The sequence below is a fragment of the Pseudomonas sp. 09C 129 genome (assembly GCF_002843625.1).
GTDB classification, from domain to species: Bacteria; Pseudomonadota; Gammaproteobacteria; order Pseudomonadales; family Pseudomonadaceae; genus Aquipseudomonas; species Aquipseudomonas chlororaphis.
Map to the genome: position 1 here is coordinate 14637 of NZ_CP025261.1, position 12449 is coordinate 27085.

16 protein-coding genes are annotated in these 12449 nt (G+C 63.2%); 8 read left to right on the forward strand and 8 right to left on the reverse strand.

Translation table 11 applies throughout. From position 1 onward, the window contains the following. Positions 1–4: 4 nt before the first annotated feature. From CXQ81_RS00095 to CXQ81_RS00125, 7 genes are all read left to right on the forward strand, one after another. Positions 5–298 (forward strand): DUF167 domain-containing protein, encoded by a 294-nt coding sequence (locus CXQ81_RS00095; RefSeq protein WP_053262984.1) that lies wholly within the window; start codon positions 5–7, stop codon positions 296–298. 209 nt (positions 299–507) lie between these two features. Continuing rightward, on the forward strand, positions 508–1647 hold the full coding sequence (locus CXQ81_RS00100) for a homoserine O-acetyltransferase (protein WP_007921181.1): 1140 nt from the start codon (positions 508–510) through the stop codon (positions 1645–1647). Positions 1648–1654: 7 nt separating this feature from the next. After that, positions 1655–2275 (forward strand): methionine biosynthesis protein MetW, encoded by a 621-nt coding sequence (gene metW / locus CXQ81_RS00105; RefSeq protein WP_007921185.1) that lies wholly within the window; start codon positions 1655–1657, stop codon positions 2273–2275. Between the two features lie 24 nt (positions 2276–2299). After that, positions 2300–2734: a DUF4426 domain-containing protein gene (locus tag CXQ81_RS00110; protein ID WP_007921193.1), complete on the forward strand. Its 435-nt coding sequence runs from the start codon at positions 2300–2302 to the stop codon at positions 2732–2734. Continuing rightward, positions 2731–3327 carry an RdgB/HAM1 family non-canonical purine NTP pyrophosphatase gene (gene rdgB / locus CXQ81_RS00115; RefSeq protein ID WP_101336193.1) on the forward strand — a complete coding sequence of 199 codons (597 nt, stop codon included), beginning with the start codon at positions 2731–2733 and terminating at the stop codon, positions 3325–3327. Before CXQ81_RS00110 ends, rdgB begins: the two co-directional genes overlap by 4 nt. Continuing rightward, positions 3324–4526 carry a radical SAM family heme chaperone HemW gene (gene hemW / locus CXQ81_RS00120; protein ID WP_101336194.1) on the forward strand — a complete coding sequence of 401 codons (1203 nt, stop codon included), beginning with the start codon at positions 3324–3326 and terminating at the stop codon, positions 4524–4526. Before rdgB ends, hemW begins: the two co-directional genes overlap by 4 nt. 22 nt (positions 4527–4548) lie before the next feature. Next, the gene (locus CXQ81_RS00125; protein ID WP_007921199.1) at positions 4549–4872 is read left to right on the forward strand and encodes a DUF3392 domain-containing protein; all 324 of its coding nucleotides are present in this window, start codon (positions 4549–4551) and stop codon (positions 4870–4872) included. Positions 4873–4993: 121 nt separating this feature from the next. Here CXQ81_RS00125 and trmB read toward each other — a convergent pair whose 3' ends face one another. The 4 genes from trmB to CXQ81_RS00145 form a co-directional block, all read right to left on the reverse strand. After that, positions 4994–5719 (reverse strand): tRNA (guanosine(46)-N7)-methyltransferase TrmB, encoded by a 726-nt coding sequence (trmB, locus tag CXQ81_RS00130; protein ID WP_016704842.1) that lies wholly within the window; start codon positions 5717–5719, stop codon positions 4994–4996. 9 nt (positions 5720–5728) lie between these two features. Beyond that, a complete protein-coding gene (locus tag CXQ81_RS00135; RefSeq protein WP_007921204.1) occupies positions 5729–6523 on the reverse strand; it encodes a thiazole synthase in 795 nt (264 codons plus the stop codon). 67 nt (positions 6524–6590) lie between these two features. Then, complete coding sequence (gene thiS / locus CXQ81_RS00140) at positions 6591–6791, reverse strand: sulfur carrier protein ThiS (protein ID WP_007921206.1); 201 nt, start codon at positions 6789–6791, stop codon at positions 6591–6593. A 90-nt stretch (positions 6792–6881) separates the two neighbouring features. Then, positions 6882–7253 (reverse strand): DUF423 domain-containing protein, encoded by a 372-nt coding sequence (locus CXQ81_RS00145; RefSeq protein WP_101336195.1) that lies wholly within the window; start codon positions 7251–7253, stop codon positions 6882–6884. Positions 7254–7326: 73 nt separating this feature from the next. Between CXQ81_RS00145 and mtgA the strand changes: the two genes are divergently transcribed. Further along, complete coding sequence (gene mtgA, locus CXQ81_RS00150) at positions 7327–8049, forward strand: monofunctional biosynthetic peptidoglycan transglycosylase (RefSeq protein ID WP_101339363.1); 723 nt, start codon at positions 7327–7329, stop codon at positions 8047–8049. 148 nt (positions 8050–8197) lie between these two features. Here mtgA and rpoH read toward each other — a convergent pair whose 3' ends face one another. The 4 genes from rpoH to ftsY all read right to left on the reverse strand — a co-directional run bounded on the left by rpoH (position 8198) and on the right by ftsY (position 12423). Continuing rightward, the gene (gene rpoH / locus CXQ81_RS00155) at positions 8198–9052 is read right to left on the reverse strand and encodes an RNA polymerase sigma factor RpoH (protein WP_007921212.1); all 855 of its coding nucleotides are present in this window, start codon (positions 9050–9052) and stop codon (positions 8198–8200) included. Between the two features lie 115 nt (positions 9053–9167). Beyond that, positions 9168–10190 (reverse strand): permease-like cell division protein FtsX, encoded by a 1023-nt coding sequence (gene ftsX / locus CXQ81_RS00160; protein ID WP_009046038.1) that lies wholly within the window; start codon positions 10188–10190, stop codon positions 9168–9170. Then, entirely contained in the window at positions 10187–10858 is a 672-nt protein-coding gene (gene ftsE, locus CXQ81_RS00165) for a cell division ATP-binding protein FtsE (protein WP_007921216.1), read from the reverse strand. The genes ftsX and ftsE overlap by 4 nt, the downstream gene beginning before the upstream one ends. Next, entirely contained in the window at positions 10855–12423 is a 1569-nt protein-coding gene (ftsY, locus tag CXQ81_RS00170) for a signal recognition particle-docking protein FtsY (RefSeq protein WP_101336196.1), read from the reverse strand. The genes ftsE and ftsY overlap by 4 nt, the downstream gene beginning before the upstream one ends. Between the last annotated feature and the right edge of the window lie 26 nt (positions 12424–12449).

The following is a 12449-nucleotide window of genomic DNA, read 5'->3' on the forward strand; positions in this document are numbered from 1 at the left end:
TGTGATGAGTTACTTTCGCTGGGACGGCGACGACCTGATCCTGGAGTGCCACCTGCAACCTGCGGCCCGTAGCGATGATTTCGCCGGGCTACATGGTGAGCGCCTGAAGATCCGCCTCACCGCGCCACCGGTGGAGGGCAAGGCCAACGCTTATTTGATGGCGTTCCTGGCCAAGGCCTTCGGCGTGTCCAAGAGCCAGGTCAGCCTGATCAGCGGCGAGCTGAACCGGCAGAAACGGGTGCGGATCAACGCACCGAAAAAACTCCCGGACCTGCCGGAATTACAGCGTCCATCCTGATCACTCTCTGTAGCCACTGCCGTAGGCTGCGATAAGGGCCGAAGGCCCTTCGAGGCCCTCAAGAGCACGTCTCCTGCGGAGCCGATCGCAGCCTGCGGCAGCGGCTACAAGGTTCGTCACAGGTCGCGGGAGAATCAGCCCCGGCCTTTGCTTGCCGCTGGGGGCAGCGGTCTTTAGACTTACGCCTCATTTAAACGAGAGCAGGGTCGATGCCAACTGCCTTTCCCGCCGATTCCGTTGGTCTGGTGACGCCGCAAGTGGCGCATTTCAGCGAGCCCCTGGCCCTGGCCTGCGGCCGCTCCCTGCCAGCCTATGATCTGATCTACGAGACCTACGGCCAGCTGAACGCCACGGCGAGCAATGCCGTGCTGATCTGCCACGCCCTGTCCGGCCATCACCACGCCGCTGGCTACCACAGCCCCGACGACCGCAAGCCGGGCTGGTGGGACAGCTGCATCGGCCCGGGCAAGCCGATCGACACCAACAAGTTCTTCGTCGTCAGCCTGAACAACCTCGGCGGCTGCAACGGTTCCACCGGCCCAAGTAGCGTCAATCCGGACACCGGCAAGCCGTTCGGCGCCGATTTCCCGGTGCTGACCGTGGAAGACTGGGTGCACAGCCAGGCGCGCCTGGCCGACCGCATCGGCATCCACCAGTGGGCCGCCGTGATCGGCGGCAGCCTGGGCGGCATGCAGGCCCTGCAATGGACCATCACCTACCCGGACCGTGTGCGCCATTGCCTGGCCATCGCCTCGGCACCCAAGCTGTCGGCGCAGAACATCGCCTTCAACGAAGTGGCGCGCCAGGCCATCCTCACCGACCCCGAATTCCACGGCGGTTCGTTCCAGGAACAGGGCGTGATCCCCAAGCGCGGGCTGATGCTGGCGCGGATGGTCGGGCACATCACCTACCTGTCCGACGACTCCATGGGCGAGAAATTCGGCCGTGGCCTGAAGAGCGAAAAGCTCAACTACGACTTCCACAGCGTCGAGTTCCAGGTCGAAAGCTATCTGCGTTATCAGGGCGAGGAGTTCTCCGGGCGGTTCGACGCCAACACCTACCTGCTGATGACCAAGGCCCTGGATTACTTCGATCCGGCGGCGAACTTCGACGATAACCTGGCGAAAACCTTCGAAGGCGCCAAGGCCAAGTTCTGCGTGATGTCCTTCACCACCGACTGGCGCTTCTCCCCGGCCCGCTCGCGGGAGCTGGTGGATGCCCTGATGGCCGCGCGCAAGGACGTCAGCTACCTGGAAATCGATGCCCCACAGGGCCACGACGCCTTTCTGATTCCGATCCCGCGTTACCTGCAGGCGTTCGGCAACTACATGAACCGTATAACGCTGTGAGGACGCCATGAGAGCCGATCTGGAAATCATCCAAGAATGGATCCCCGCCGGCAGCCGCGTGCTCGACCTCGGTTGCGGCAATGGCGAACTGCTGAGCTGGCTGCGCGATCACAAGCAAGTCACCGGCTATGGCCTGGAAAACGACCCGGACAACATCGCCGAGTGCGTGGCCAAGGGCATCAACGTCATCGAGCAGGACCTGGACAAGGGCCTGGGCAACTTCGCCAGCAACAGCTTCGATATCGTGGTCATGACCCAGGCCCTGCAGGCCGTGCACTACCCGGATCGGATCCTCGACGAAATGCTGCGGGTCGGCCGCCAGTGCATCATCACCTTCCCCAACTTCGGCCACTGGCGCTGCCGCTGGTACCTGGCCAGCAAGGGACGGATGCCGGTCTCCGAATTCCTGCCGTACACCTGGTACAACACGCCGAACATCCACTTCTGCACGTTCGAGGACTTTGAAGAGCTTTGCCGCGAACGTGAAGCCAAGGTCATCGATCGCCTTGCGGTGGATCAACAGCACCGGCACGGGTGGGCCAGTAAGCTATGGCCTAATCTGTTAGGTGAGATCGGCATCTACCGCGTCAGCAGCCCCGGCCTGCAGGATCACCAGATCGCGGTATAAACCAGGTTCAAAAGGAGAACGATCATGGGTCGCTTGGTTACTTTTCTATTGGCAGCGTGCCTGAGCGCATCGGCGATGGCCGCCGAGCCCATCAAGGGCGAGCGCCAGGAAGTGTTCGGTGACGTGACCGTGCACTACAACACCTTCAACTCCACCTTCCTGCAACCGGATATCGCCAAGGCTGCGGAGCTGGTGCGCAGCAAGAACCAGGGCGTGATCAACGTTTCCGTGCTCAAGGCCGGCAAACCGCTGGTCGCCCAGGTCACCGGGACTGTCAAGGACCTGACCAGCCAGTCGGTGCCGCTGAAATTCAAGCAGGTCACCGAACAGGGCGCGATCTACTACATCGCCCAGTACCCGGTGGAACAGCAGGAAACCCGCACCTTCGAAATCAAGGTGCAGACCGGTGACGCGATCAACACCATCAACTTCAACCAAGAGCTTTTCCCCGGCGAATGATGACTTTTACCCAACTCGTACTGGCCAGCCATAACGCCGGCAAGCTCAAGGAACTCCAGGCCATGCTCGGCGACTCGGTGCACCTGCGCTCGATCGGCGAGTTCAGCAGCGTCGAACCGGAAGAAACCGGCCTGTCGTTCATCGAGAACGCCATCCTCAAGGCCCGCAACGCTTCGCGCATTTCCGGCCTGCCGGCGCTGGCGGACGATTCCGGCCTGGCGGTGGACTTCCTCGGCGGCGCGCCGGGCATCTACTCGGCGCGCTACGCCGACGGCCAGGGCGACGCGGCGAACAACGCCAAGCTGCTGGACGCCCTGAAGGACGTTCCCGAGGCCGAGCGCGGCGCGCAGTTCGTCTGCGTCCTGGCGCTGGTGCGACATGCCGAGGATCCGCTGCCGATCCTCTGCGAAGGCCTGTGGCACGGGCGCATCCTCACGGCCGCCAGCGGCGAACACGGTTTCGGCTACGACCCGCTGTTCTGGGTGCCGGAGCGCAACTGCTCCAGCGCCGAGCTGGACCCGATCCAAAAGAACCAACTCAGCCATCGCGCCCGCGCCATGGCCATTCTGCGGCAACGCCTGAGCCTGCAATGACCATTGATTCGTCCGCGCCACCGCTGATTCTCGGCGGTGCGCAAACGCCCCGGGCGGCCCTGCCCCAGCTGCCGCCCCTGGCGCTGTACATCCACATCCCGTGGTGTGTACGCAAATGCCCTTACTGCGACTTCAACTCCCACGCCGCCAGCCCGGTGCTGCCGGAAGAAGAGTACGTCGACGCCCTGCTGGCCGACCTCGACCAGGACCTGGCCGCCGTCTACGGCCGCGAGCTGAGTTCGATCTTCTTCGGCGGCGGTACACCGAGCCTGTTCAGCGCCCAGGTCCTGGGCCGGTTGCTCAAAGGCGTGGAGCAACGCATCCCGTTCGCCCGCGACATCGAGATCACTCTGGAAGCCAACCCCGGGACCTTCGAACAGGAGAAGTTCACCGCCTATCGCGCCCTGGGCATCAATCGCCTGTCGATCGGCATCCAGAGTTTCCAGGAAGACAAGCTCAAGGCCCTGGGCCGCATCCACAATGGCGACGAAGCCGTGCGCGCCGCCGGCATGGCGCGCCAGGCCGGGTTCGACAACTTCAACCTGGACCTGATGCACGGCCTGCCCGACCAGTCCCTGGACGACGCCCTGGGCGACCTGCGCCAGGCCATCGCCATGAAGCCGACCCACCTGTCCTGGTACCAGTTGACCCTGGAACCCAATACGGTGTTCTGGAACCAGCCGCCGACGCTGCCGGAAGACGACACCCTGTGGGACATCCAGGAAGCCGGTCAGGCGCTTTTGGCCGAGCACGGCTACGCCCAGTACGAAGTCTCGGCCTATGCCCAGCCCGGTCGGGCGGCCCGGCACAACCTCAATTACTGGAGCTTCGGCGACTTCATCGGCATCGGCGCCGGGGCACACGGCAAGCTCAGCCATCCGGACGGGCGCATCGTGCGCACCTGGAAGACCCGCCTGCCCAAGGACTACCTCAACCCGGCGAAACACTTCAAGGCCGGCGAAAAGGACCTGAGCAACGAAGAGCTGCCGTTCGAGTTCCTGATGAACGCCCTGCGCCTGACCGAAGGCGTCGAGGCGCGGCTGTATCCGGAGCGTACCGGGCTGCCCCTGGAAAGCCTCGCCGAAGGTCGCCGCGACGCCGAACAAAGCGGCCTGTTACAGGTCGAACCGTCACGCCTGGCCGCCACCCCGCGCGGCCAGCTGTTCCTCAATGACTTGCTGCAGAAATTTCTGAGCTGATTTCAGCCCTAAGGGAAAACGAATGGATTTGATACTCGACCTGCTCGCTACCGTGTCCCGCTGGAGTCGCAGCAACCTTTCAGAAATCTCCCTGGCCCTCGTCGGCTGCCTGTTGGTGCTGTTCGGCGCCGATATCAAGGGCTGGGTCGAAGCACGCCTGGGCGGCCTCGCCGGCGCCCTGCGCGTACCGATGATGGCGCTGCTGTGCATGATCGGCAGCGGTGCCGCGCTGATCTACGCCACGCCATGGATCGTCCGCGGCCTGAGCCAGTTCAACAACTACAGCCTGGCGCCGGTGCTGCTGGTGGTGCTGGTGTTGATCGGCGTCGTCGCCGACCGCCGATAAACCACGCCCCGTAGGAGCGAAGCTTGCTCGCGATAGCGGACTTCGCAGCGCCGCTATCTTTCAGCCTGGCAGCTGATTGCGAGCAATCGAGCATCGAACGGATGCTCCTACACAGCAGGGCTTACGCCAGCTTTTCGAACTTCAGATCCCACACCCCATGGCCCAGGCGCTCGCCGCGGCGCTCGAACTTGGTGATCGGGCGTTCGGCCGGGCGTGGCACGCACTTGCCGTCTTCGGCCAGGTTGCGGTAACCCGGTGCGACATTCATCACTTCCAGCATGTACTCGGCGTAAGGCTCCCAGTCGGTGGCCATATGCAGGATGCCGCCGACCTTCAGCTTGCTGCGCACCAGCTCGGCGAAGGACGCCTGGACGATACGCCGCTTGTGGTGACGGCTCTTGTGCCACGGATCGGGGAAAAACAGCATCAGGCGATCCAGGCTGTTATCGGCGATGCAGCGGTTGAGCACCTCGATCGCATCGCAATCGTAGACCCGCAGGTTGGTCAGGCCCTGGGTCAGTACGCCGTTGAGCAACGCGCCGACACCCGGACGGTGCACTTCCACACCAATGAAATCCTGCTCCGGCGCGGCCGCGGCCATTTCCAGCAGCGAGTGGCCCATGCCGAAGCCGATTTCCAGGGAGCGTGGCGCCGAGCGGCCAAACACCTGATCGAAATCCACCGGCGCGTCGGCCAGCGGCAGCACATACAGCGGCGCGCCCTGCTCCAGGCCGCGCTGCTGGCCTTCGGTCATGCGCCCGGCGCGCATCACGAAACTCTTGATGCGGCGGTGTTGGCGCTCGTCGCCGGCTTCCGGCTGGATTGGCGTGTCGTTTGATTCAGTCATCAATGGCTCTTACTTGATCAGACCATCCAGCGGCGAGGAGGCGCTGGCATAGAGTTTCTTCGGCATGCGGCCGGCGAGGTACGCCAGGCGGCCTGCCACAATGGCGTGCTTCATGGCTTCGGCCATCAGCACCGGTTGTTGCGCATGGGCGATGGCCGAGTTCATCAGCACCGCTTCGCAACCCAGTTCCATGGCGATGGTAGCGTCGGAGGCAGTGCCGACACCGGCATCCACCAGCACCGGGACCTTGGCTTCTTCGAGGATGATCTGCAGGTTGTACGGGTTGCAGATCCCCAGGCCGGTACCGATCAGGCCGGCCAGCGGCATGACCGCGATGCAGCCCATTTCCGCCAGTTGGCGAGCGATGATCGGGTCATCGCTGGTGTACACCATCACGTCGAAACCTTCCTTGACCAGCACTTCGGCGGCCTTGAGGGTTTCCAGCACGTTGGGAAACAGGGTTTTCTGGTCGGCCAGCACTTCCAGCTTCACCAGATTGTGACCGTCGAGCAGCTCACGGGCCAGGCGGCAGGTGCGCACGGCCTCGACCGCGTCATAGCAGCCAGCGGTGTTCGGCAGGATGGTGTAGCGATCCGGCGGCAGGATATCCAGCAGGTTCGGTTCGCCCGGGTTCTGCCCGATATTGGTCCGGCGCACGGCGACGGTGACGATCTCGGCCCCCGAGGCTTCGATGGCCAGGCGGGTTTCTTCCATGTCACGGTACTTGCCGGTGCCTACCAGCAAACGCGACTGGTAAGTACGACCGGCCAGGACGAAAGGCTTGTCGCTACGAACGTTGCTCATCGGAAATCCTCTGTTGGGGTGAGGTTCTTGCAGAATGCGTGGGTGGGGCCAGCCCTGGCCCGGGTGGCTAGCCGCCGCCGATGGCGTGTACCACTTCGACCTGATCGCCCTCGTTGAGGGTGGTCTCGGCGTGCTGGCTGCGCGGGACGATATCCAGGTTGAGTTCGACCGCGATCCGGCGTCCGGTCAGGTCCAGACGGGTCAGCAGGGCCGCAACGGTTTCGCCGTCGGGCAGTTCAAAGGATTCGCCGTTCAACTGAATGCGCATGCCGAATGCCGCCATCATTTTTAGGGGCCAGCATTCTAGCCCGATCAGTCTGGCCGACCCAAGCCATTCGTCTCGAAATGGACCTGCCGGTCAGCTCAACCGCCAGGCGGCAAGACCCAGGCACAACCATCCGACCAGGAAGGCCAGACCACCGAAGGGAGTGACTATGCCCAGCTTGCTGAAACCGGTCAGGGTCAGCAGGTAGAGGCTGCCGGAAAACAGCAGGATGCCGATGGCGAACGAAGCGCCGGCCCAGGTCGCCAGGCGGCCGGGAATCTGCGTGGCCAGCAGCGCCACCCCCAGCAGCGCCAGAGTGTGCACCAGCTGGTAGGTGACGCCGGTATGGAAAATCGCCAGGTATTCCGCGCTCAGGCGATTTTTCAGGCCGTGGGCGGCAAATGCGCCCAGGGCAACGCCGGTAAAGCCGAAAAAGGCGGCCAGCATCAGGAAGCCACGCAGCATGAGGAACTCCAGTCAGAATCGTCGGTCGGGCCTGTATAATGGCGCGCTCAACGGGTTCGGCCAAGCCATCTCTATGCTGCGTTTATTTTTCCGTCGTTTATCTAAAGCCCTGTTCTGGTTCGCCGTCGGCAGCGTTTTGCTGGTGCTGGTGTTCCGCGTCGTGCCGCCTCCGGGCACGGCCTTGATGGTCGAACGCAAGATCGAATCCTGGATCGATGGTGAGCCCATCGACCTGCAACGCAGCTGGAAACCCTGGGACGAAATCTCCGACGACCTGAAGGTGGCGGTGATCGCCGGCGAAGACCAGAAGTTCCCTGAACACTGGGGGTTCGACATTGGCGCGATCCAGGCCGCCTTCGCCCACAACGAGCGCGGCGGCTCGATTCGCGGCGCCAGCACCCTGAGCCAGCAGGTGGCGAAGAACCTGTTCCTGTGGTCCGGGCGCAGTTGGCTGCGCAAAGGGCTGGAAGCCTGGTTCACCGGGCTGATCGAGATCTTCTGGCCCAAGCAACGGATTCTCGAGGTCTACCTCAACAGCGTCGAGTGGGACGAAGGCGTATTTGGCGCCGAGGCCGCGGCGCGGCACCACTTCGGTGTCAGCGCGGGCTCGCTGTCGCGGCAACAGGCCAGCCTGCTGGCTGCGGTCCTGCCCAACCCTCGGGTATGGAGCGCCAGCCATCCGAGCGGCTACGTGGCACAACGGGCCGGTTGGATCCGCCGACAGATGAGCCAGTTGGGTGGCGACAGCTACCTGCTGGGCCTGAACGATTCGCGCAAGGCGCTGTGGGCGCAGTGACGCCCAGGATCTGATCGCGCCACAGGCCCGCGTCTTCCTCTGTAGGAGCGAAGCTTGCTCGCGATAACGTCCCCACAGACACCACCGCGCCAACGCCACAAACAAAAACGCCCCGATCGAATCGGGGCGTTTTTTATTGCGTGGTGTATTACGCGGCAATCGATAGCTTGAGCTTGTTCATCGCGCTCTTCTCGAGCTGACGGATACGCTCGGCCGACACGTTGTACTTCTGCGCCAGGTCGTGCAGCGTGGCTTTCTCTTCCGCCAGCCAGCGCTGGTAGAGGATGTCGCGGCTGCGGTCGTCCAGCACTTCCAGCGCCTCGTGCAGGTTGCTGGTGGAGTTGTCGGTCCAGTCGGCGTCTTCCAGCTGACGGGCCGGATCGTACCGGTGGTCTTCCAGGTAGTTGGCCGGCGATTGGAAGGCGCTGTCGTCATCCGCTTCGGCGGCTGGGTCGAAGGCCATGTCATGGCCGGTCAGGCGGCTTTCCATCTCGCGCACTTCGCGCGGCTCCACACCGAGGCTTTCCGCCACACGATGGACTTCTTCGTTGTTCAACCAGGCCAGACGCTTCTTCTGGCTGCGCAGGTTGAAGAACAGCTTGCGCTGGGCCTTGGTGGTCGCGACTTTCACGATGCGCCAGTTGCGCAGGATGAACTCGTGGATTTCCGCCTTGATCCAGTGCACGGCGAACGAAACCAGACGCACACCCATTTCCGGGTTGAAGCGTTTTACAGCCTTCATCAGCCCGACATTGCCTTCCTGAATCAGGTCGGCCTGGGCCAGACCGTAGCCGGAATAGCTACGGGCGATATGTACGACAAAACGCAGGTGGGCGAGCACCATCTGCCGAGCCGCCTCAAGATCCTGCTCATAGTAGAGACTCTCGGCCAGTTCACGCTCCTGCTCGGGCGTCAGCAATGGAATGCTGTTCACCGTGTGCACATAGGCCTCCAGGTTCGCACCCGGGACCAAGGCATAAGCAGGTTGCAAAGAAGTGGTCATACGAAAAAACCTCCGACTCACATAACTCGTGCTTATTCAGCACTGCTGAAAATTGACCGGAAACCGCAAAACAAGTTCCCAAAAATTCTAAAAGGTCAATACAAGCAAAAAGACACTATTTCGGCGCCAGCTCCCGCAAGTGGCGGGCGACCGCAATCCACGCACCGATATACCCCAACAACACCGCGCCAAGCAAGAGTGATAGACCATCGGCGACCGGCACGCCAGCCAAGGCAAAATCACTGCCGTACAAACCGGCCAGCCCCACCACCGCGTCGTTCAGCCAGTCGAGGCCGAACGCCAGAACACCCCAGGACAGAATCCCCGCACCGAAGCCATACAGGGCGCCCATATAAAGGAAGGGACGCCGCACATAACTGTCCGTGCCGCCGACGAGTTTAATCACTTCTATCTCGGTGCGGCGGTTTTCAATATGAAGACGAATGGTATTGCCTATCACCAAAAGTAATGCAGAAACCAGCAACACCGTCAGACCGAAGACAAACCGGTCGCCCAGCTTGAGGATCGCCGCCAGCCGCTCGACCCACACCAGGTCCAGTTGCGCCTGTTGCACCTTGGGCATTTCTGCCAGGCGCTGACGCAAGGCTTCCAGGGTTGCCTTGTCCACTTCGTTCGGCGTGACCAGAACCACGCCCGGCAGCGGGTTCTGCGGCAACTCCTTGAGCGCCTCGCCCAGCCCGGACTGCTGCTGGAACTCGTCCAGGGCCTTGTCCTTGCTGATGAACTCGGCATCCGCCACGCCCGGCATGGCCTTGATCTGCTCACTCAGGCTTTCGCCCTCGGTGGCGCTGGCGTCGAGCTCCAGGTACAGGGAAATCTGCGCCGCGCGCTGCCAGGAACCGCCCAGGCGCTCGACGTTGTTGAGCAACAACGACAAGCCCATCGGCAGGCTCAGGGCCACGGCCATCACCAGGCAGGTGAAGAAGCTGCCGATCGGTTGCTTGCCCAGGCGACGCAGGCTGTCCAGCAGGCTGGCGCGATGACTTTCGATCCAGGCGTGCAGCAGGGTGCCGAAATCCGGACCGTCGTCTTCGTCGCGCTTTTTCTTCTGCGGCGGCTGGTCCGAGGCTTTCGGAGCCACGCGTTCGGCCACTTTGGGGCTGCGGGTCGCACTCATACGCCAGCCTCCCCGTCGCCGATCAATCGGCCGCGTTGCAGGGTCAACATGCGGTGACGCATGCGCGCGATCAGCGCCAGGTCGTGACTGGCGATCAGCACGCTGGTGCCCAGACGGTTGATATCTTCGAATACGCCCATGATTTCCGCCGCCAGACGCGGGTCGAGGTTACCTGTGGGTTCGTCCGCCAGCAGCAAGGCCGGGCGGTGCACGATGGCGCGGGCAATGCCGACGCGCTGCTGCTGACCGGTGGACAGGTCGCCCGGGTAGAGATCGGTCTTGTCCGAGAGCGCCACGCGCTCCAGGGCCGAGTCCACGCGCTTGGCGATTTCAGCCTTGGACAGGCCGAGGATCTGCAGCGGCAAGGCGACGTTGTTGAAAACGGTGCGATCGAACAGCAGTTGGTGGTTCTGGAACACCACGCCGATCTGCCGCCGCAGGAACGGAATCTGCGCATTGCTGATGGTGCTCAGGTCCTGACCGGCCAACAGCAGCTTGCCGCTGGTTGGGCGCTCCATGGCCAGCAGCAACCGCAGCAGCGTGGACTTGCCGGCGCCGGAGTGGCCGGTGACGAACAGAAACTCGCCGCGACGAACCCGGAAACTCAGCTCGTGCAGGCCGACATGGCCATTCGAGTAACGCTTACCGACCTGTTCGAAACGAATCATGAACGCTCCCGCTCGGCAAACAGTGCCTGGACAAAGGGTTCGGCTTCAAAGGTACGCAGGTCGTCGATGCCCTCACCGACGCCGATGTAGCGGATCGGCAGGCCGAACTGCTTGGCCAGGGCGAAGATCACCCCGCCCTTGGCGGTGCCATCGAGCTTGGTCAGGGCCAGGCCGGTCAGCTCGACCGTCTGGTTGAACTGCTTGGCCTGGTTGATGGCGTTCTGGCCAGTACCGGCGTCGAGCACCAGCAGCACTTCGTGCGGCGCGTCGGCGTCCAGCTTGCCGATTACCCGGCGAACCTTCTTCAGCTCTTCCATCAGGTTGTCTTTGGTGTGCAGGCGACCAGCCGTGTCGGCGATCAGCACATCGATGCCACGAGCCTTGGCAGCCTGCACGGCGTCGAAGATCACCGAAGCCGAATCGGCGCCAGTGTGCTGGGCGATGACCGGGATCTTGTTGCGCTCGCCCCAGACCTGCAGCTGTTCCACCGCCGCGGCGCGGAAGGTATCGCCCGCGGCGAGCATGACCTTCTTGCCTTCGAGCTGCAGCTTCTTGGCCAGCTTGCCGATGGTGGTGGTCTTGCCGGCGCCGTTGACGCCCACCACCAGAATCACGAACGGCTTGGTTTGCGAAGCGATCCGCAGCGGCTGCTCCACCGGCTTGAGCATGCTCGCCAGTTCGGCCTGCAGCGACTTGTACAGCGCATCGACGTCGGTCAGTTGTTTGCGCGCGACCTTCTGGGTCAGGTTCTGAATGATCACCGCGGTGGCTTCCACGCCCACGTCGGCGGTCAGCAGGCGGGTTTCGATATCTTCCAGCAGTTCGTCGTCGATGGTCTTCTTGCCCAGGAACAGGCTGGCCATGCCTTCGCCGATGCTGGCGCTGGTCTTGGACAGGCCCTGCTTGAGGCGGGCGAAGAAGCCGACCTTGTTTTCCTCGGCACGGGGCGGCTCAGCGACAGCGGGCGCTTCGACCGCCGCAACTGGAGCAACTGGAGCAACTGGAGCAACTGGAGCAACGACAACCGGGGCAGGCTCCGGTTCTGGTACAGGTTCGGGCTTCACGAAAGCCGCGATCACCGGTTGTGGCACATCCTCTTCTTCAATCTGCGCCTGGGCTTCAGCTGGCTCGCTGCTGTGTGCCAACTCGGCCACCAACAGCTCGGCGGCTTGCTGCAGATCGGTCGCGGCCGGAATCGGTGGGGTGATGTGCGGCGCCTGCTCGTCTTCCACCAACGCCACCGGTTCTTCCGCCACCGGCAGGGTCAGCCAGGGCTTGTGCTCGGGATCGGGGGTCAGCGGCAGTTCCGGCGCGGGAGCGGGCTCGGCCGCTGGTGCGGGCTGTTCAGGCTGCCGGATCGGCTCGGCGATCGGCGACACCACAGGAGCGGCGACTTCGGCAACCGGGGCTTGTTCTATCACGGGAGCAGGAGCCGGGGCAGGCTCGGTAGGGACTTGTGGCTGTTCGACGACGGTTTCCTGCGGCTTTTTGCGCAGCCATCCGAACAGGCCTTTCTTCTCGCCAGCCGCGGCTGGGGTCTTCTTGTCGTCGTTGGAACCAAACATGGAGGACGGCTATCTCAAGGTAGCGA